This is a genomic window from Martinezella sp. CNPSo 3964 (genome assembly GCF_057784375.1).
The window spans coordinates 713,348-731,104 of record NZ_JBXSOW010000002.1; the positions used below are offsets into that span (position 1 = coordinate 713,348).

General features: G+C 60.2%; 19 protein-coding genes. 3 read left to right on the plus strand and 16 right to left on the minus strand.

Features of this window, described 5'->3' with window-relative positions; genetic code table 11:
• Nucleotides 1-5: 5 nt before the first annotated feature.
• The 6 genes from AC13Q5_RS10075 to ruvC all read right to left on the minus strand — a co-directional run bounded on the left by AC13Q5_RS10075 (nucleotide 6) and on the right by ruvC (nucleotide 3,970).
• Entirely contained in the window at nucleotides 6-908 is a 903-nt protein-coding gene (locus tag AC13Q5_RS10075; protein WP_488501576.1) for a metallophosphoesterase, read from the minus strand.
• Nucleotides 909-1,949, minus strand: a complete 1,041-nt coding sequence (gene ruvB / locus AC13Q5_RS10080; RefSeq protein ID WP_075851554.1) for a Holliday junction branch migration DNA helicase RuvB — start codon at nucleotides 1,947-1,949, stop codon at nucleotides 909-911.
• A gap of 153 nt (nucleotides 1,950-2,102) precedes the next feature.
• The gene (gene ruvA / locus AC13Q5_RS10085) at nucleotides 2,103-2,717 is read right to left on the minus strand and encodes a Holliday junction branch migration protein RuvA (RefSeq protein WP_075851555.1); all 615 of its coding nucleotides are present in this window, start codon (nucleotides 2,715-2,717) and stop codon (nucleotides 2,103-2,105) included.
• Between the two features lie 12 nt (nucleotides 2,718-2,729).
• Nucleotides 2,730-3,143: a type II toxin-antitoxin system VapC family toxin gene (locus AC13Q5_RS10090; RefSeq protein ID WP_075851556.1), complete on the minus strand. Its 414-nt coding sequence runs from the start codon at nucleotides 3,141-3,143 to the stop codon at nucleotides 2,730-2,732.
• A gap of 2 nt (nucleotides 3,144-3,145) precedes the next feature.
• A complete protein-coding gene (locus AC13Q5_RS10095) occupies nucleotides 3,146-3,397 on the minus strand; it encodes an AbrB/MazE/SpoVT family DNA-binding domain-containing protein (RefSeq protein WP_075851557.1) in 252 nt (83 codons plus the stop codon).
• Between the two features lie 60 nt (nucleotides 3,398-3,457).
• Complete coding sequence (gene ruvC, locus AC13Q5_RS10100; protein ID WP_015340996.1) at nucleotides 3,458-3,970, minus strand: crossover junction endodeoxyribonuclease RuvC; 513 nt, start codon at nucleotides 3,968-3,970, stop codon at nucleotides 3,458-3,460.
• 190 nt (nucleotides 3,971-4,160) lie between these two features.
• On the opposite strand from ruvC, the gene AC13Q5_RS10105 reads away from it, so the two are divergent.
• Complete coding sequence (locus tag AC13Q5_RS10105; protein WP_488501577.1) at nucleotides 4,161-5,159, plus strand: LLM class flavin-dependent oxidoreductase; 999 nt, start codon at nucleotides 4,161-4,163, stop codon at nucleotides 5,157-5,159.
• A 61-nt stretch (nucleotides 5,160-5,220) separates the two neighbouring features.
• Here AC13Q5_RS10105 and AC13Q5_RS10110 read toward each other — a convergent pair whose 3' ends face one another.
• The 3 genes from AC13Q5_RS10110 to AC13Q5_RS10120 form a co-directional block, all read right to left on the minus strand.
• Complete coding sequence (locus AC13Q5_RS10110) at nucleotides 5,221-5,658, minus strand: DoxX family protein (RefSeq protein ID WP_488501578.1); 438 nt, start codon at nucleotides 5,656-5,658, stop codon at nucleotides 5,221-5,223.
• Between the two features lie 105 nt (nucleotides 5,659-5,763).
• Entirely contained in the window at nucleotides 5,764-6,222 is a 459-nt protein-coding gene (locus AC13Q5_RS10115; protein WP_488501579.1) for a tetratricopeptide repeat protein, read from the minus strand.
• A gap of 25 nt (nucleotides 6,223-6,247) precedes the next feature.
• Nucleotides 6,248-7,222 carry an MBL fold metallo-hydrolase gene (locus tag AC13Q5_RS10120; RefSeq protein WP_488501580.1) on the minus strand — a complete coding sequence of 325 codons (975 nt, stop codon included), beginning with the start codon at nucleotides 7,220-7,222 and terminating at the stop codon, nucleotides 6,248-6,250.
• A gap of 342 nt (nucleotides 7,223-7,564) precedes the next feature.
• Between AC13Q5_RS10120 and AC13Q5_RS10125 the strand changes: the two genes are divergently transcribed.
• Both AC13Q5_RS10125 and AC13Q5_RS10130 read left to right on the plus strand, forming a co-directional pair.
• Nucleotides 7,565-8,320, plus strand: a complete 756-nt coding sequence (locus AC13Q5_RS10125; protein ID WP_488501633.1) for a sigma-70 family RNA polymerase sigma factor — start codon at nucleotides 7,565-7,567, stop codon at nucleotides 8,318-8,320.
• A complete protein-coding gene (locus tag AC13Q5_RS10130; RefSeq protein WP_075851562.1) occupies nucleotides 8,317-9,120 on the plus strand; it encodes an anti-sigma factor family protein in 804 nt (267 codons plus the stop codon). The genes AC13Q5_RS10125 and AC13Q5_RS10130 overlap by 4 nt, the downstream gene beginning before the upstream one ends.
• A 55-nt stretch (nucleotides 9,121-9,175) precedes the next feature.
• On the opposite strand, the gene AC13Q5_RS10135 is transcribed toward AC13Q5_RS10130, so the two are convergent.
• The 7 genes from AC13Q5_RS10135 to mprF all read right to left on the minus strand — a co-directional run bounded on the left by AC13Q5_RS10135 (nucleotide 9,176) and on the right by mprF (nucleotide 17,425).
• Complete coding sequence (locus AC13Q5_RS10135) at nucleotides 9,176-9,922, minus strand: YebC/PmpR family DNA-binding transcriptional regulator (protein ID WP_457878003.1); 747 nt, start codon at nucleotides 9,920-9,922, stop codon at nucleotides 9,176-9,178.
• A 135-nt stretch (nucleotides 9,923-10,057) separates the two neighbouring features.
• Nucleotides 10,058-10,912 carry an MBL fold metallo-hydrolase gene (locus tag AC13Q5_RS10140; RefSeq protein ID WP_488501581.1) on the minus strand — a complete coding sequence of 285 codons (855 nt, stop codon included), beginning with the start codon at nucleotides 10,910-10,912 and terminating at the stop codon, nucleotides 10,058-10,060.
• A 125-nt stretch (nucleotides 10,913-11,037) separates the two neighbouring features.
• The gene (locus tag AC13Q5_RS10145; protein WP_472515763.1) at nucleotides 11,038-11,862 is read right to left on the minus strand and encodes a TIGR00282 family metallophosphoesterase; all 825 of its coding nucleotides are present in this window, start codon (nucleotides 11,860-11,862) and stop codon (nucleotides 11,038-11,040) included.
• Nucleotides 11,863-11,865: 3 nt separating this feature from the next.
• Entirely contained in the window at nucleotides 11,866-12,453 is a 588-nt protein-coding gene (locus tag AC13Q5_RS10150) for a 5-formyltetrahydrofolate cyclo-ligase (protein WP_488501582.1), read from the minus strand.
• Between the two features lie 105 nt (nucleotides 12,454-12,558).
• A complete protein-coding gene (locus tag AC13Q5_RS10155) occupies nucleotides 12,559-13,233 on the minus strand; it encodes an HAD family hydrolase (protein ID WP_488501583.1) in 675 nt (224 codons plus the stop codon).
• Nucleotides 13,234-13,421: 188 nt separating this feature from the next.
• On the minus strand, nucleotides 13,422-14,819 hold the full coding sequence (locus AC13Q5_RS10160) for a virulence factor (RefSeq protein ID WP_488501584.1): 1,398 nt from the start codon (nucleotides 14,817-14,819) through the stop codon (nucleotides 13,422-13,424).
• Nucleotides 14,816-17,425 carry a bifunctional lysylphosphatidylglycerol flippase/synthetase MprF gene (mprF, locus tag AC13Q5_RS10165; RefSeq protein ID WP_457878006.1) on the minus strand — a complete coding sequence of 870 codons (2,610 nt, stop codon included), beginning with the start codon at nucleotides 17,423-17,425 and terminating at the stop codon, nucleotides 14,816-14,818. The genes AC13Q5_RS10160 and mprF overlap by 4 nt, the downstream gene beginning before the upstream one ends.
• Between the last annotated feature and the right edge of the window lie 332 nt (nucleotides 17,426-17,757).

The following is a 17,757-nucleotide window of genomic DNA, read 5'->3' on the forward strand; positions in this document are numbered from 1 at the left end:
ATCCTCTATCCTACATCGATAACAACGATCTCGGGCGGCACACCGAAGCGCACCGGCGCGATGGAGCAGCCGAGGCCACCGGAAACGATGATGTGGCGCTCCTCCTCCACGATATGGCCGTAGACATACCTGTCACCATACCGCGAAGGCGAATAGGGCGACCAGCCGAAAATCCTGACCTGCCCGCCATGGGTGTGCCCCGACAGGGTGAGCGACACCCGCGACGGCACGGCAGGAAAGATGTCTGGCTCATGGGCAAGAAGGATCACCGGCGCGGCATCGCTGACCTGTGCCAGCGTACCGCCGAGATCATCGAGTCCTCTTGTAAAGGGACGCTTCCACCGCATGCTCCGGCGCAGGGCAAGCTGATCCTCGACACCGGCAAGCCAGAACCCCTGCCCATCCTTCTCTAGACGCGCCGCGCGGTTGGAATAGACCTCGATGCCGACAGCCTCCAGCGCCCGGTGGCTGAAGGTCGGTCCGTGGCCAGTTCTTTGTGCCGCGGAATCATGCCACCAGTCGTGATTGCCGATGATGGCGTGGACGCCGAGCGGCGCTTTCAGCTTTGCGAGTTCCGCCGCCCAGATGCGATGATCGACGCGCGCAGTGATCAGATCCGTCCCCGAGGTGTAATCGCCGAGCAAAACGATGATATCGCCACCAAGCTCGTTGGCGCGTGTGCAGATAGAGGCAATACGGTCGCGGGCCATCCACGGCTCGCAGGCATGGAAGTCGGCAAGCGCGACAATCCTGAGCTTGAGCCCCGGCGCCCATCCCGGCGGGTTCAAGGCATAGCGGGTGACATTCAGACGGACGACCGGTTCATATCCGAGGGCATATCCCCCGAGTGCCATCAATCCGAATATGCTGCCGCCGAAAAGCTTCAAAAAGGCACGACGGCCGAGCATTCAATCTTCCTCCCGGAACAACCCGAACTGCGCGGCCTCCAGGTCCTTGGGCGGCTGCAAGCCGAGATGTTTCCAGGCAATCGCGGTCAAAACACGGCCGCGGGGCGTGCGTTGGATGAAGCCCTGCTGGATCATATAGGGCTCAATAATATCTTCGATCGCATCGCGTGGCTCGGAAAGCCCGGCTGCAATGGTTTCGATGCCAACAGGACCGCCGCCGAAATTGACTGCGATCATGTTGAGATAACGCTTATCGAGTTGGTCGAAGCCGACATTATCGACGAGAAGCCGCGTCAGCGCCTCGTCGGCAATCTCCCGCGTCACCGCCTCAACCTTGGCGACCTCAGCGAAATCGCGCACGCGACGGAGCAGGCGGCCGGCGATGCGTGGCGTGCCGCGGGCACGCCTTGCAATTTCGCGCGCACCCTCGTCGGTCATGCCGAGACCCATCAGCCTGGCGCCGCGCCGGACGATCAGCTCGAGCTCCTCGACGGTATAGAAGCTCAACCGCACCGGAATGCCGAAACGGTCGCGCAGCGGCGTCGTCAGCAGGCCGAGACGGGTGGTGGCGGCAACCAGCGTAAACTTGGCGAGATCGATCTTCACCGAACGCGCCGCCGGCCCCTCGCCGATGATGAGATCGAGCTGGAAATCTTCCATGGCCGGATAGAGGATTTCTTCGACGGCCGGATTGAGGCGATGGATCTCGTCGATGAAGAGCACGTCGCGCTCCTCGAGATTGGTCAGCAGCGCCGCAAGATCGCCTGCCTTGGCGATGACAGGACCAGACGTCGAGCGGAAATTGACGCCGAGTTCCTTGGCCATGATCTGCGCCAGCGTCGTCTTGCCCAGGCCGGGAGGCCCGACGAACAGCACATGATCTAGAGCTTCGCCGCGCCCCTTGGCCGCTTCGATGAAGACCTTCAGATTGGCGCGGGCTTCCGCCTGGCCGGTAAACTCGTCCAGCGATTGCGGTCTGAGCGTCGCATCGATGTCTTCGCCCCGCTTTTCCGGCGATATCAGACGTGCGGCTTCACTCATGTCAGAAGTTCCATTCCCGGTATGCGTTTCGCAGCTCCAGCACCGAAGGCAGTATCACATCTGCCGCATCAAAAACATTCTTCGACGAAGGGGTGCGGAAGCTCGATCTCTCGACTTTGCGACAATAGTAAGGATTGCGGGAGGTGCAAAGCCTCACCGCGCAAGTTCCTTGAGGCCGAGACGGATCAGCTTGGCACTGTCGGCGCCCTCGCCGGCCGCTTTCAGGGCCGCAGCAACGGCATTAGCGGCCTGATCGCGCGAATAGCCGAGATTGGTCAACGCCGAAACGGCGTCGGCGACCGGCGCTGCGGCGACGCCTTCGCCCAGCTCCTGCTTGAGCCCGATATTGGCCGCATCACCGGCAAAGGCCGGCGCCTTGTTCTTCAGTTCCGTGACGATGCGCATGGCGACCTTCGGGCCGACGCCCGGTGCCCGCGAAACAGCGGCACGATCCTGAAGCGCGATTGCGTTGGCAAGCTCGGCCGGCGTCAGCGTCGACAGCAGCGCCAGGGCCACCTTGGCGCCCACGCCCTGAACCGTCTGCACGATGTTGAACCATTCGCGTTCCAGCGCTGTCATGAAGCCGAAAAGCCGGATCTGATCCTCACGGACATAGGTCTCGATGAAGAGAATGCAGGCCTCGCCGACGGAGCCGAGCTTCGACAATGTTCGGGCCGAGCAATAGGCGACATAGCAGACGCCATGCACATCCACGAGCACATAGTCTTCGCCGATCTCTTCGATTGTGCCTTTCAGCTTGCCGATCATGGATAAAGTCCGTCAGGGATGGGTTTCGGGGGTGATGAGGTCAACGGCTGGGAAATAAGATCGATAGCCTTTGGAATCTCGTGTCAGTATCGAGTAGCCGCGAATGGCGGCATGTGCGCCGATCAGAAAGTCGGGAAGAACACGCTCGCGTCCCCCACCACTCTGGCGATAAATCTTGAAAGCCGCAGCAGCGGCAAATGCAGCGGCCCAAGGCAGGTTTTCGCGACGAAATTCGCTTTGCGGCAACAGTTCGTCCACCTGGTCCACACCGCTGTAACGCACCGAAAATTCCGCATAGATAATGGGGTTGATGACGACCGGTCCTCGTTTGAAAGCGGAAAGAACCTGTCCGCTGGACCAGCCATGCCAAGTTGAATTGGATATCGCCAAATCAACCAGCACATTCGTATCGACGATGGTGACCATGTTCACCGGTCACGCGTCATCGACATCAGCGCTTCGGCGTCGATATCCTGATCGCCGGTACCTTCCAAGCGCTTGAGAGTGGCCATGAACCGATCGAGCCGCTGCCGATCTTCCATTTCCCGCTTACCGTTCTTGGGCGAAACAACCAGCTTTCCATCCTCGACGGAAAATATGACTTCACTGTTGAGCTCTATGCCAGCCAACTCACGCAAATCACGGGGGATGGTCACCTGCCCTTTGGATGTCACGCGCATTCTTACTCTCCGATCCTGCAGTAAGAATTATCATTACCATAGGAACAAGTCAAGAACAAATTACCCTGCCAATGCCGCCTGCCGCAGCCGGCTGGCGCCGCGGTTATGGGCATGACAGACGGCAATCGCGAGCGCATCGGCCGCGTCATTGCCCTTGAACTCGACCTTGGGCATCAGGATCTTCAGCATCATGTGGATCTGCTGCTTCTCGCCGTGGCCGACACCGATGACGGCCTTCTTGACGGCATTCGGAGCATATTCCGACACCGGCAGGCCGGCGCGCGCCGGAACGAGCATCACGACACCACGCGCCTGGCCAAGCTTCAGCGTCGCCACGGCATCCTTGTTGACGAAGGTCTGCTCGACAGCGGCCTCATCCGGCTTGTAGCTGTGAACGACATCGGCAAGCCCGTCGTGCAGCTGGCAGAGCCGAGAGGCGAGATCCATGTCGCCATCCGAGGTCACGGTTCCCGACGCAACGAAACGCAGGGAGTTGCCGAGCGTATCGATGATACCCCAACCGGTGCGGCGCAGGCCCGGATCGATGCCGATGATGCGAATCGTATTCTGCATAAGCCAACCTATCTTTCAGGCCTGACATGTGCCAGCAAAATGTGAACAAAACAAAAACAAGACACAGATTGGACCGCCGATGCCATGCTGAAAACATCGTGACGAAATTGCGGCGACAGGGTTTGGAATAGGCGCGCTGCACTCCTACATGTGCAAGCGACCCTCCCTTTCACCACGCAGGTTTCTTGCCATGGTTCCCTTTTCCATCCTCGATCTTTCGCCCGTTGCCGAAGGCAGCAACATCCGTCAGTCCTTCGACAGTTCGAAGCGCATGGCGCAGAAGGCGGAAGAACTGGGCTACAACAGGTTCTGGCTCGCCGAACATCACGGCATGCCGGGCGTCGCCAGTGCCGCGACATCGGTCGTCATCGGCCATATCGGCGCCGCAACCTCACGCATCCGCATCGGTTCGGGCGGCGTCATGCTGCCGAACCATTCGCCGCTTGTCATTGCCGAGCAGTTCGGCACGCTGGAAGCTCTGTTTCCAGGTCGCGTCGATCTCGGCCTCGGCCGTGCGCCCGGCACCGACATGCGCACCGCCCAGGCCCTGCGTCGCAACATCGAGGCTGGCGCGCAAAACTTCCCGCAGGATATCGTCGAGCTGCAGCATCTCTTCAGCCCCGCCGACGAGGGTCAGATCATCCTCGCCGTACCCGGCCATGGCGCCAATGTACCGATCTGGCTCCTCGGCTCCAGCCTCTACAGCGCCCATCTCGCCGCCATGCTAGGCCTGCCCTATGCCTTCGCCTCGCATTTCGCGCCGGAAGCTTTGATGGATGCAATCGTCATCTACCGCGAGCGCTTCACGCCTTCGGCCACGCTCGACGAGCCCTATGTCATGGTCGGCGTCATGGGAGCGGTGGCGGAAACCGACGGGGAAGCGCAATATCACTTCACCTCCGCACAACAGCAATTCGTCAATCTCCGCCGCAACGTGCGCGGCCCCTTCCCGCGCCCACGCAGCGACATGGACGATTTCTGGACGCCGATGGAAAAGCTGAATGTGGAAAATACGCTGCGCTATGCGGTAGTCGGCTCGCCGGCAACGGCGGAGGCGAAGCTTTCGCAATTCATCAAGGATACCGAGGCCGATGAAGTCATCATTTCCATGCCGATCCACGATATCGAGGCGCGCTTGAAGTCCGTGGAGCTGTTCGCAACGCTTCCAAGCTTCCAAAAAGTGTCCTGACGTTTATGGAAAGGTTTCCGGTGAGCCGATTTCGGGCGGGTTCACCGGACGACCGACGGGCTCATGCCACGAGCCTCGTGTTCCAATGGCGTCGGATGAGCATGTCGAGCGACAGCTTGCCGGCGCCGGCAACGATCAGCGCGAACATGCCACCGGAGATCGCCAAATCCTTTTCGAAATGCAGCAGCTCATTGTGGCTGGCGAAGTTCGTGTGAAAGAGCATCGCCGTCAACAAACAGAACAGGCCGAGTCCCAATGCTGCCAGCCGCGTCATCAGCCCGAACGCAATGGCAAGGCCGGCACCAAGCTGCAGCACGATGGTGGCAATCGCGATCGGGGCGGTGACGCCGAGCCTCGCCATGGCCTCCAATGTTGTGTCGAGATTGCTGGCAAGTTCGATGCCTTCCTCCAGAAAGAGCAGCGACAGCAGCACGCGGCCGAACAGCAGTGCCATATCGGCGATATTCACAAGGACGGCACTCTCCTCTTCGAATTCCATGGCTTGTCTCCTTCCCGTTGATATCCGCGCGCTCTCCGATCCTGTGCGGCGGCATCCCTACGATTTGATCGCGTGGAATGCCGCCGGATCGGTTGAGGCCGCGGGTTAGTTGGTACCTTTGGCGGCGATCGCCTTGGTCAGATCCTCAAGTTCCTCGCATCCCGCCGGGCAAAGCTTGGTAAGTGTCGCAAGCTGCTCTCGAGCCTTGGGCATGTCGCCGGTCTCGACATAGAGTTCGCCGAGATATTCATGCGCGCCCTTGTGATCCGGCTGCAGTTCGAGGGCCTTCGTGTAGTAGGTCAGCGATGTCTTGAAATCGCCGGTCTTGCGCAGGGTGAAGCCCATCAGATTGTAGACGTCGGCCTGCTGGTGTTCCTCGGCGATGTCGCGGAGCTCGGCGAGCGCGCCGGCATAGTCCTTCGCATCGATCTTGGCACGCACGGAAGTGAGGTCCGGCGCATCGGTCGATTCCATATTGTCGACGGCAAAGGCAACGCCTGCCGTAGCAGGCAGGATGGCGACGGCGCAGAGGCCGGCGATCCCGAAAATGGCATGTCTAAACATGGTACTTGCTCCTCTTTCTGGCCGTTCAGGCCTGGATGGTGGGGGTGAATCCGTAGGCATTGCCGTCCTTGACGAAGGTGCCGGAGCCCGGGAATGGGAAATGCGAGCCGCAGATCCTGATCTTGTCGGCAATGACGCGATCGATCAGCCTGCGGCGGGTCGTGACGGCCATCGGACCGTCCTGGTCGTAGGCGCCTTCCCATTCGGGATGAGGCGCGAGCAGCGCCGGCACATACATGATGTCGGCCGAAACCATCAGCTGTTCGCTACCGCCATCGATGAGAAAGACGGAATGACCGGGCGTATGACCGTAGGCGGCCAGCATGTGTACGCCGGGCGCCACTTCGGCATTATCCTGGACCAGCTTCCAGTTCTTCCACGTCGGGAAAACGGAGGCGATGCGCCGGCCGGCTTCCTTACGGCCTTCCGCCAGCTTGTCGACGCGGCCGGGATCGGTCCACCAATTATATTCGGCAGCGTTGACGATCAGCTCGGCATTCGGGAAGACGGCCGCATTCGTTCCCTTCTCCATCAGGCCCCAGACGTGGTCCGGATGGAAATGCGAGATCATGATCGTATCGATCTTCTTGTAGTCTATGCCGGCGGCGGCCATGTTGGCCGGCAGATGCGTGGCATTGGTCTGCCATTGGCCGACACCCGAGCCGGCATCCATCATGATCTTGCGTCCGCCAATATCGAGAACGACGACGGTCAGCGGAATGGGCATGAAATCCGTCGTCAGGCCGGCCTTGGAGAGCGCGTCCTTGGTATCTTCGACGGAAGCGTTCTTGATGAAGGCCGGATCGTGCGGTTTGCGCCAGATGCCGTCATAGATGGCCGTGACTTCGATCGAACCGACCTTGTATTTATAGAAGCCGACCGTCGGCTCCAGCGGTGTTGCGGCAAAGGCTTGCGGGATGAATTCGAGCTTCGACGACAGGCCGAAGGCTGCCGCAGCTACGGCCGTGCCGAGCACGGCGCGGCGGGTCATGTCAAACATCGCAATATCTCCTCAGGTTTATGGCTTTTGGGCCAAGCGGAGGTCGCAAGCGATCGCGGCCATCCACTGAGGAAGAAGATCGATGGCGATGGGCGCTTATTCCCCACCGCAGGAAGATTTCTAGCAAGGCTTTGAAATTTATCAGATTATTTTGACGAGCGCGGATTGAGAGAGCAGGATCGTGACCATCCGCACTCCGCGTCTAAGATTTTTTGCACCCGATCGGGAATAAAACCCACGCGAGCGCGATCTAGCCTTTCAGGCAACATTGCAAGCGCCCTATCCGAGGCTTACAGTCGGCATCGGCGTTTTGCGGGGATCATGATGACAGACGCCCGATTTATGACTTCGATGACGCTTGGCGACCCACTCCACGCATGGGCATGGAATTGGCCGCAAACCACGGCGATACGCAGGCTGGCGCGGTTTCTGGCTCGCCTGCGCGCTTTCGTTGCACAGGCGAAAGCGGTCGATTACGCCGTCCTCGCGGCGATGGCGGAACCGACGGCAAATGCCACGCCTTCGCAGCGCGCGATATCATCCCCCGATGAGACGATGCGCCGCTTCCAGCGCACCATCATCCCCCATCTGGACGCCGCCTATAATTTCGCGCGCTTCCTGTGCCGGGATGCCGATGCTGCGCAGGATATCGTGCAGGAAGCGTATCTGCGCGCCTATCGCGGCTTTGGCGGCTTTCGCGATGGCGATGCCCGCGCCTGGACCTTCACCATCGTCCGCAACTGCTATCATGCCTGGCTGCAGGAGGGCCGGCGCAAGACGCGCTACGAACAGCCGATGAACGACGAAAGGGAGACGGACGAAGGCTCGCCTTCCACCGATCCCGCTTCTGAAGAGGACACGCCGGAAGCAGCCTTCATCCGCAAGTCGGAAACGCAGCGGGTGCGCGAGGTGATCAACCGGCTACCCGATGCCATGCGCGAAGTCCTGGTCCTGCGCGAGCTTGAGGATCTCTCCTACAAGGAAATCGCCGAGATCATCGACGCGCCGATCGGCACCGTCATGTCGCGCCTTGCCCGCGCGCGCCGCGATTTCGGCGAGGTCTGGCGCAGCCTCGAAGGACGAGAGGCGACACGATGAGCGGCGGAGAGCAAAATGAACACCGCGAATGGAACGATCTGCTGCACGGCTTCATCGATGGCGAACTGGATACAGCCAATGCTGCCCGCTTCGAGGCGCACTTGGCCACTTGCCGGGAATGCGCCGACGAGATGGAGAACGCGCTGATGGTCAAGCGCCTGTCCGCGCGCGAAGGCGTGAAATGGCAAGCACCGGACGCCGTCCATGCCCGCGTGCAGGCGGCGCTTTCGCTGGAGCAAGCCATGATGGCGCGCGCCGCCGTGGCGAGGAACCAGACTGAAAACCGATGGCAGCGCGCTTGGCGATTGCTTCGCGAATGGAGCTTCGTGCCGTCTCTTGCCGTCCTTGCCGCAAGCCTCATGCTGGTGCTGAACGTGCCGCAGCAGAGCCAGACGATCGAGGATCAGCTTCTTGCCAGCCACGTCCGCTCGATGCTCGCCGACCATCTGACCGATGTGCTGACCTCCGACCAGCATACCGTCAAACCATGGTTCAACGGCAAGATCGATTTCTCCCCGCCCGTGGTCGATCTGGCGGCCCAGGGCTTTCCGCTCGTCGGCGGCAGAGTGGATTATCTCGACGGCCGGGTGGTCGCGGCGTTGATCTATCGCCGGCACGGCCATGTCATCAATCTCTTCATCTGGCCGGGCGCGTCAGGTGCTCACGGCAGTGCCGAGAAAGATGGCTATAATTTCGTCGAATGGCATGCGGACGGACTGGTCTTCTGGGCGGTATCCGATGTCGCCGCACCGGATCTCTCCACCTTTCGCGACGATTTTACTCGCGCGACAAACCCATAAAGCAAAAAGGCCGGCTGCATCGCTGCAACCGGCCTTTTTGATGGATCTCAAAGGATCAGGCCGAAAGCTTGGCCAGCACTTCTTCCGAAACTTCGAAGTTCGAATAGACATTCTGAACGTCGTCGTCGTCTTCGAGGTTGTCGATGAGCTTCAGCAGCGACTGGGCCTTTTCTTCGTCGACCGGCACGTTGTTCTGCGCGCGCCAGATCGCCTTGACGGTTTCAGCTTCGCCGAGCGTCGCTTCTAGCGCCTTGGCAACTTCGCCGAGGGACTCGAAGGCGCAGATGATCACATGGCCTTCTTCATCGCTTTCGACATCGTCGGCGCCCGCTTCGATCGCCGCTTCCATCACCTTGTCGGCATCGCCAGCGGTCGGCTTGTAGGTGATTTCGCCGACGTGGTCGAAGGAGAAGGACACCGAGCCGGTTTCGCCGAGCGCACCGCCGGCCTTGGTGAAGATCGAGCGGACGTTGGACGCCGTACGGTTGCGGTTGTCGGTCAACGCTTCGACGATGATCGCCGTACCGCCCGGGCCGTAACCCTCATAGCGAATCGCGTCGTAATTCTCGGTGTCGGCACCGGACGCCTTCTTGATGGCGCGATCGATATTGTCCTTCGGCATGGACTGGGCCTTGGCGTTCTGGATCGCCAGGCGCAGGCTCGCGTTCATCGTCGGGTCGGGCAGGCCCGTTTTGGCAGCGACGGTGATTTCGCGCGCCAGCTTCGAGAACATTTTCGAACGCACGGAGTCCTGACGACCCTTGCGATGCATGATGTTTTTAAACTGTGAATGGCCAGCCATGGCACCCCTGTTCACGTCTTTTGTTGGGAATGGCTGCCTTATAAGAGCGAAGCGGCCTTCATTCAAGTGAAAAGCCGGATAATGGGGCATGCGAGACACCAGCCGCCAGGAAGAGCAAAAAGGCGCTCCTCCGGATCAAAGCCCCTTGAGCACATAGATCAGCGGCTTGCGCGGCAGGGTTTTCAGCGACACCGTGACGCTTGGTGTCGGCGCATAGGCAACATCGAAATCAGGACCGAACAAAGCGAGAAACTGATCGATCGGCGGACCCCAGCGGTGCATGGGCAGGATTAGCGACGAACGCAGCCGCTTGACCACGCGGCTCATGCTGTCGGCTCCCATGGTCAGGCCGCCATCGACCGGCACCATCACCACATCCAGCCTGCCGATCTCGGCATATTGCTGGTTGGTGAGCTCGAAATGCAGATGTCCCAGGTGACCGATGCAGAGGCCCGCCACCTCGAAGATGAAGATCGAATTGCCATTGGGCTCGACGCCGCCGCCCCAGGTGCGAATGTCACTGACGACATTGCGGATCAGCGTATCACCGACCGTCATGCGGATCTTCGCCGGCTCTCCAGGCGTATCGCTCCAGCCGTGCAGCACATATTTGATCGCGGGATCGGGCGTCAGCGTATAGTGGCTTGGATGCGCCTTGTTCATCGTCACGACTTCGGGCGTATAGGGCGGCGGATAGGCTCCGCTGTAGTCCGTGGCGATGGAAACGCCGCCGGGCGTTTCAATGAAAAGCGTTGCGTGACCGAGGAAGGTGATCTTCACGTCGCCGCTATTAGGGCCATTGACAGGGTCATTGGCAAGCGTCGGACCGGGAGGAGAAAAGCTGGCGAATGTCGCCTTGGGCAGGGATTGCGCAATCGCCTGACACTGGCTCGGCTGCGGGCGAACCGGACTCTGCTCGGCGTCAGCGGCGCTCCCGCCGAAAATCATCGATAGAAAGAATACGGCAAGGACAGGAAATCGCGGCATCATGCCATCCCCTCGAGCCTGATTGTGCCGGAAGGATGCGGCATGACCCGAAACGGGTCCAGCAACAATCAAACGCGATTGCTCACAATCGCGTCATCATACGGCGATGATGAATTATCGTGCAGCGATCAGCGCCAGAAGTCCGGAATGGTTTCTGCAAGGCGCGGTCCGAGCCGCAGCGGCGCGATCTTTTCGGCCAGGCCCGTCGCGTCGGAAATCTCGACGCCGACGCCGCAGATGGTGGCCGGACCGGAAGCGGCCTCAAAGCGTCCCTTCGGCATTTTCGAAATGAACCGGTTGAGCGGCTCCTCCTTCTCCATGCCGAGCGAAGAATCATAATCGCCGCACATGCCGGCATCCGACATATAGGCCGTGCCGCCATTCAGGATCTGCGCGTCGGCGGTCGGCACATGCGTATGCGTGCCGACGACGAAGCTCGCGCGACCATCGACGAAATGACCGAAGCACTGCTTTTCGCTGGTCGCTTCCGCATGGAAATCGAAGACGATCGCATCGGCCTGCTCCTTCAGCGGGCAGGCATCGAGGATGGCTTCGGCCGACTTGAAGGGATCGTCGAGCTCCGGATGCATGAAGACGCGGCCCATGATGTTGGCCACGAGGACGCGGGCACCGTTGCGTGCATAGTAAAGGCCGGATCCACGGCCGGGCGTGCCGGCCGGATAATTCGCGGGGCGCAGGAACTGGTCGTGGCGCTCGCAGAAAACGACGGCTTCCTTCTGATCCCAGACATGATTGCCCGTCGTCACGACATCGGCGCCGGCATTGATCGTCTCGAGGAAGATATCTTCGGTAATGCCGAAACCGCCGGCAGCATTCTCGCCGTTGACGATGACGAAATCGAGCTTGAGGTCGGACACCAGCCCCGGCAGGCGGTCCCATACCGCGGTCCGTCCCGTCTTGCCGACCATGTCACCCAGAAAAAGCAGCCGCATTCGCTATCCAATCACTTCCGAAACGAAATTGAGTCCGCTCTCGGTCAAAATCGCGTCAAGACGGACATCATGCGGCTCAGCGGGTACTGATGGCACTTCTTGGCAATCGAATGCAATGCCGATCAGCCGCGGATTCAGGCCTTTTTGCTGCAATCGCTCGATCGCGCGGTCATAATGGCCGGCGCCGTAGCCGATGCGATGGCCACTTCTATCGAAGGCCGAAAGCGGCACGAGCATGATATCGGGATCGAGCACGGCCGCTTCAGGCCCCGGGCCAGAAGTCCCAAATCCGACCGGAACCAATGGCGCCCCCGCAACGAGTTCCCGGAAGACGATCGTGCTGCGATCGAGGATGATGGGCACGCAAAGCCTTGCACCCCGCTCCCGCAGCCGCGCCATCAACGGCCTTATGTCCACTTCGGAGCGGATCGGCAGGAAGCCGGAGACGATGTCTCCCGGCCTGATATCGATGGTATCGCCGCCATGCGTGACCATGGCGAGGCCCTTTTCGATGCGGTCTACCGCCGGAATGGCATCACGCGCCGCCAGGCAGTCATTGCGATATCGGGCTTTCAGCTCTTTGGGGGTCATCGGATCTTCGCGAAAATTTACAATCTCACGAAAACATAATGAGCCGGCAGCCCATTGCAAAGCGCGAAAGCGACATATGATCGTCGCAGAAAGGAGCCAGCCCTATCAGCCTTTGTGGGCGATCGACAATTTTCCGTTGCCATCCACATGCGCGCGAACGTTTTCATAATTCTGCAGCGTCGTATGATTGGTCTCGACCGGATGCGAATGCGTCGCGGTGATGACCACCACATCGGCACCGGCCGCCTCGCCCGCCTTGACACCAGCCATGACGTCTTCAAACACCAGGCATTCCGAAGGGCTGAGGCCGAGGCGCTGCGCGCCGAGGATATAGCCCTGCGGATCAGGCTTGCCGACCTTGACGTCCTCGGCTGTGACGATGAAACGCGGCACCGGGATCCCGGCAGCGTCCAGCCGCGCTAGCGCCAGCCGATAGGGTGACGACGTGACGACCGCCCAGCGCTCCGGCGGCAGCGAAGCAAGGAAGTCGGCAGCACCCGGCAGCGCGATCACGCCCTCGACATCGGCAATCTCGGCTTCGGTGATCTTCAGCGCCTCCGCGACCGGATCGACGCCAGGCAGATTCAACTGGCCGATCGTATCCACACCGCGCTTGCCATGCATGGTCGGCATGAACTTCTCGACATCAAGACCCTGAGCGCGCGCCCAGTTGCCCCAGACACGCTCGGCGGCGGCGATCGAATTGATGATCGTGCCATCCATGTCGAACAGGAAGCCGGAATAGGTCTTGGTGAAGGCAGAAGACGATGCAGCGGACAAGGAAGAACCTTTCTGGATAGACGGTGATCAGCCGCAAAACGCAGCCTCACGATGCGAGTCCTCCCCCGACTAGCGGCAGCTGCGACAAGAAGCAAACGAATGCTGAGTTTGACTGCGGGGAAAAGACATTGCGCCGATGGCAGGGGATGAACGACGCGCGGCAGCAATGTGCCGCGCGCCACTTGCAATTATTCGCCGAGGCGGCTCTTCAGGCCATTGATGATATGGTTCGCCAACGCCTCATAGTCGTCGTCGAAATGGTGGCCGCCATCCATGGCAATGACTTCGGCTCCCGTGCCCTTCAGCAGCGGGCATGCGACATCCTCGTCATCGTCCTTGCCATAGACGCATTGCACCATCTTCGGATTGATCGACTTCAGGTCGTTAACGGGATCGCCGCCCTTACCCTCGCTCGAAGCGCCGAGCCAGCCCATGACCGAGATCACGTAGTCGACCTTCTGCGACAGCGACAGCAGCGACATCTGCACGATCTTGTCTTTTTCAGACTGCGGCAGGCGATTGTAGCTCGCCGGCAGCACATCGGCGCCAAAAGAATAGCCAACCAGCACCACATGCTTGACCTTGAAGCGCTTGGTGTAGAAGTCGATGATCCGGCCGAGGTCGTTTGCAGTCTGCTGAGGATCCTTCTCGGTCCAGAAATAATGCAGCGTATCGACGCCCACGACCGGAATGCCCTGGTCCTGCAGATAGCTGCCGACTTCCTTGTCGATGTCGCGCCAGCCGCCGTCACCCGAATAGACGATCGCAAGCGTATCCTCGGTCGGCGTCGTCTCCATGATGTCGACGGGCAGCCCAAGCGGCGACTTGGAGCTGTCGATAGTCTTCATCAGGTCTGCGAGCGATGCCTCAAGCGTCGCATAGGTGTCGGCATTGTCCGAATCCGTGGTCTGGACTTCGGGATGGTCCTTCTGGATCTCCTCGACGTGGTCGCGTCCATCCTTCGGCGCATTGGCCGTGAAGGTGACGAGGATCGGGTTCGGCAAGGCGCCTTCCTGCAGGCCGAAGGAGACCATGTCGCCATCGGTCTTCTTCTCGGCCGGCGTGCAGAGTTCCTGCTTCAGCCCGATGCCGGCGGTCGGATCGACGGCCAGCGTACCCGCGACCGTCGCATCCGGGGTCTGGGCGGCAATCGTCAGCGCCATGGCGCCGCCGGCACCGACACCGGCGATGATGGGCAGCTGATAGGTGCTGTCGGCAAAGGAACGCTGCACCTGCTGGCTGAGCGATTCCAGATCCGAAACGATATAGATGCAGCCGTCATTCTGCTTGACATCGTATTTGTTGAGCGAAGCCAGGAAGGAGGGATAATCGATGCCGATCACAAGCGAACCGTTGGCGACCAGCTTGTCGGCAACCGCCTTTTCCTTGTCGCCCCAGCCAGCAAGATCGGAAATCAGTACGACTTCGCTTGTCACTTTTCCCTGCGGGCGCATGATGTGCGGCGCCGGGATCATGCCCAGATCGTATTTGGCATCGTCGGCTTCCGCCCGTGCCGGACCCGACACCAGCAGGCCCACCGACAGCATGCATGCGAAAGCCAATGACATTGCGTATTTCAAGATCATTTCCTCACGACCCCCTTAAGTCCGCCCCCGATGAGGAATGTGGCATCCATCAACGCGATCATTGGACTTACACCTCCCGAAACAGCCAGGTAGCGCGGCTGCCATTCGGGATGGAACTTGGATTTGAAGGCACGAAGCCCTTTGAAATTATAGAAGCGCTCGCCATGCTCGAAGACAGTCCCACCGACCCTGTCCCAAACCGGCGCCGATTCCCGTCTCGACATGCCCGATAGCGGTGCCATGCCAAGGTTGAAACGCTGAAAGCCCTGGCCCTTTAGGTATTCGAGGATCTGCACGAACAGAAAATCCATCGAACCCTTCGGGGCATCGGGCGAAAAACGCATCAGGTCGACGGACCCCTCCTCCTTGGTCTCCGTCATCAGGATATTCGCAAAAGCGACGATATTACCATCCTTTTTCAACACGCCGATCGGCTGCGAGCACACGTAGTCCGGATCGAACGCGCCAAGCGAGAAGCTCTTTTCCTTGGCATTGTGATCGGCAAGCCATGTGTCGGACACATGGGCAAGCTGATCCATGACTTCAGGTATATCTTGGGGTTCGATAACGGCAAATTCTAGTCCATCGCGAACCGCGCGGCTGGCCGTCTGTCTGAGGTTGGCCCATTTTCCGCCCTTGAGCTCGAAATTGGCAAGATTGACCACGGCCAGTTCGCCGAGCTTGTAGGCACGCAGGCCCGCATCGGCACAATAGGACAGAAGTGCGGGCGAGATCTGGTAAAACACGGAGCGGCAACCCGCCGCACGCGCAGCCTCGACAAAACGCCAGATCAGATCGGGCAGCGCCTGACGCGGGCCGACGGGGTCGAACAAGGCGATCCACGAGCGGCCCTGCTTGCCGTACATGATAAAGGCGTCGCCCTTTTCCGAGAACATGATGTTCTTATCGCCCATGCGCACCAGATTGGCGTCGGCGATGCCCTGCTTGCGGACGATTTCGACGGCGCGTGTCACCGCATCGTCGGATACCGGCTCCAGGCGTTTCGTCGCCGGGCGCAGAAGGCTGAAGATCGCGATCGCCGAAGACAGGATGGAAATGCCAAGGGCCGCGCGAAGTCCGCGCGGCGCCTCGTCGGCGAATTCGAACTGCCACCACAGCTGATTGCTGTATCCGACATCGCGATAGACGAAGAACAGCACTACGATCGCGCCGATGCAGATGACGGCAATGGCCGTCAGCCATCCGGCCGTCAGCGTCTGGTTGAGCAACGAGGCCGGTCGCTTGAACAGGCGGCGGCTGACGACGAGGCTGAAGACGAAGAAAGCCAGCAGTCCGGCCTCGACGATGGCGATGGCCTTCAGCAGCGACAGGAACAGGGCGAGCAGTGCCGAAAAGCTCGATACCCACCAGGCGCCGTCCAGGCGCTGGCTAAGGCCGCGCGCGGCCACGATGATCGCCAGCCCAAGAAGGCTGGAGAGAAAATGCGCACTTTCGACCAGCGATAGCGGCAGATAATCGGACAGCACGATCAGGTTCTGATCCGGCGTCGGCGTCACACTCGAGAAGACCAGCATCATGCCGAGGAGCAATGCGAAGGCCGAGAGCAGCTGCGGCATGACGCGGGCGCCGATGCGGCGCATGCTCGAGGCGACCGGATGATCGACGAAACGACGCAGCTCCGCCACCGAGATCGCGGCGATCGCGATAACGAGCGGGATGACGTTGTAAATGACGCGATAAAGGACCAGAGAGCTCAGAACGGCGTCTTCATTCACCGAGCTGCCGAGCCAGGCGATGATGATCGTCTCGAAGATGCCGAAGCCTGCCGGAACATGGCTGAGCACGCCAAGGCCGACGGCGATCGCATAGATGGCGAAGAAGCCCGGCCATCCGATCGAGGTTTCCGGCAGCAGCACATAGAGCACGGAGGCAGAGGCTGCGATATCGAATGCGGTGACCAGGAACTGCCGCGACCAGGTGCGCGAATCCGGCAGCCGAACTTCGACTGGCCCGATGCGCACCTCACGGCCGTTGCGGCCGGCATAGACGACGAAAGCAAGCGCTGCAAGAATGACGATGGCGATCAGCCGCAACCACAGGCCGTCAACATCGATCAGCGGGCCGATCTCGTCGGCGATGACCAGAAGCGCGATAGCGCCGACGGCCGCCAGCCCCAGGCCAAAGGCAAGCGTGACGAAAGCGATGACGCGGGTGATGTCGTCGGGCGACAGCCCGAGCCGGGTATAGGCGCGATAGCGGATCGCGCCGGCGCTGAGCGCGCCGAAACCGGCCGTGTTGCCGACAGCGTAGGCACTGAAGGAAGTCAGCGCCACATGCGGAAACGGCAGCCGCTTGCCGATATATTCGAGCGCATTCTGGTCATAGAAGATCAGCGAGGCGAAGCTCAGGCCGGTAAACAGCAGTGCAAGCAGCACCGAAGAGATCTTCGTCGTCGTCAAGGCGTGGACGACGTCGTCATAACGCACTTCCGTGGTCAGATCGTAGATCGCATAGGCGGCTATGCAGAAGACGGCGACGGTCAGGAGAGCGACGATCAGCGCCCGATAGCGGTTCAGCAGACCGACGATACCGCCACGTTCTTCCAATTCCTCATCGGCATTTTCCAGATCGATTGGGCTCGACATGCTCTACCTGTTCATAGTGATCTTCGCCGGCTCCGACTGTTCGGATATCCAGTAATATCGACGACGCGTCTTCGAGTTGCCGTATACACTTCTTTCGACAGGCCCGTTGTGACGCGCGCTCCCATCATTCTGAATTTTGGCAATTTTGGCGCAGGCCCCGTCCCGCCAGCAATGAATCTGTTATTATTTAAAGGATTTTGTCATTCACCCGGCTTTTGAGCTTATCCACACACAAAAGTGATCTTTCCATCCCATCTTCAACGCCCCAGGCACGGAAGCCGCTCTTCTTCCGATTGCCCAAAGCCTACTACAACGTGAGATGGATATCCATC

Excerpts from the sequence above, each read along its gene's own strand:
- AC13Q5_RS10115 (WP_488501579.1), bottom strand. The coding sequence starts at position 6,222 with ATGTTTAGACATGCCATTTTCGGGATCGCCGGCCTCTGCGCCGTCGCC.
- AC13Q5_RS10160 (WP_488501584.1), bottom strand. The coding sequence starts at position 14,819 with ATGATCTTGAAATACGCAATGTCATTGGCTTTCGCATGCATGCTGTCG.
- AC13Q5_RS10140 (WP_488501581.1), bottom strand. The coding sequence starts at position 10,912 with ATGATGCCGCGATTTCCTGTCCTTGCCGTATTCTTTCTATCGATGATT.
- AC13Q5_RS10135 (WP_457878003.1), bottom strand. The coding sequence starts at position 9,922 with ATGGCTGGCCATTCACAGTTTAAAAACATCATGCATCGCAAGGGTCGT.
- ruvB (WP_075851554.1), bottom strand. The coding sequence starts at position 1,949 with ATGAGTGAAGCCGCACGTCTGATATCGCCGGAAAAGCGGGGCGAAGAC.
- AC13Q5_RS10150 (WP_488501582.1), bottom strand. The coding sequence starts at position 12,453 with ATGACCCCCAAAGAGCTGAAAGCCCGATATCGCAATGACTGCCTGGCG.
- AC13Q5_RS10105 (WP_488501577.1), top strand. The coding sequence starts at position 4,161 with ATGGTTCCCTTTTCCATCCTCGATCTTTCGCCCGTTGCCGAAGGCAGC.
- AC13Q5_RS10095 (WP_075851557.1), bottom strand. The coding sequence starts at position 3,397 with ATGCGCGTGACATCCAAAGGGCAGGTGACCATCCCCCGTGATTTGCGT.
- AC13Q5_RS10075 (WP_488501576.1), bottom strand. The coding sequence starts at position 908 with ATGCTCGGCCGTCGTGCCTTTTTGAAGCTTTTCGGCGGCAGCATATTC.
- AC13Q5_RS10110 (WP_488501578.1), bottom strand. The coding sequence starts at position 5,658 with ATGGAATTCGAAGAGGAGAGTGCCGTCCTTGTGAATATCGCCGATATG.
- AC13Q5_RS10120 (WP_488501580.1), bottom strand. The coding sequence starts at position 7,222 with ATGTTTGACATGACCCGCCGCGCCGTGCTCGGCACGGCCGTAGCTGCG.
- mprF (WP_457878006.1), bottom strand. The coding sequence starts at position 17,425 with ATGTCGAGCCCAATCGATCTGGAAAATGCCGATGAGGAATTGGAAGAA.
- ruvC (WP_015340996.1), bottom strand. The coding sequence starts at position 3,970 with ATGCAGAATACGATTCGCATCATCGGCATCGATCCGGGCCTGCGCCGC.
- AC13Q5_RS10090 (WP_075851556.1), bottom strand. The coding sequence starts at position 3,143 with ATGGTCACCATCGTCGATACGAATGTGCTGGTTGATTTGGCGATATCC.
- AC13Q5_RS10125 (WP_488501633.1), top strand. The coding sequence starts at position 7,565 with ATGACTTCGATGACGCTTGGCGACCCACTCCACGCATGGGCATGGAAT.
- ruvA (WP_075851555.1), bottom strand. The coding sequence starts at position 2,717 with ATGATCGGCAAGCTGAAAGGCACAATCGAAGAGATCGGCGAAGACTAT.
- AC13Q5_RS10145 (WP_472515763.1), bottom strand. The coding sequence starts at position 11,862 with ATGCGGCTGCTTTTTCTGGGTGACATGGTCGGCAAGACGGGACGGACC.
- AC13Q5_RS10130 (WP_075851562.1), top strand. The coding sequence starts at position 8,317 with ATGAGCGGCGGAGAGCAAAATGAACACCGCGAATGGAACGATCTGCTG.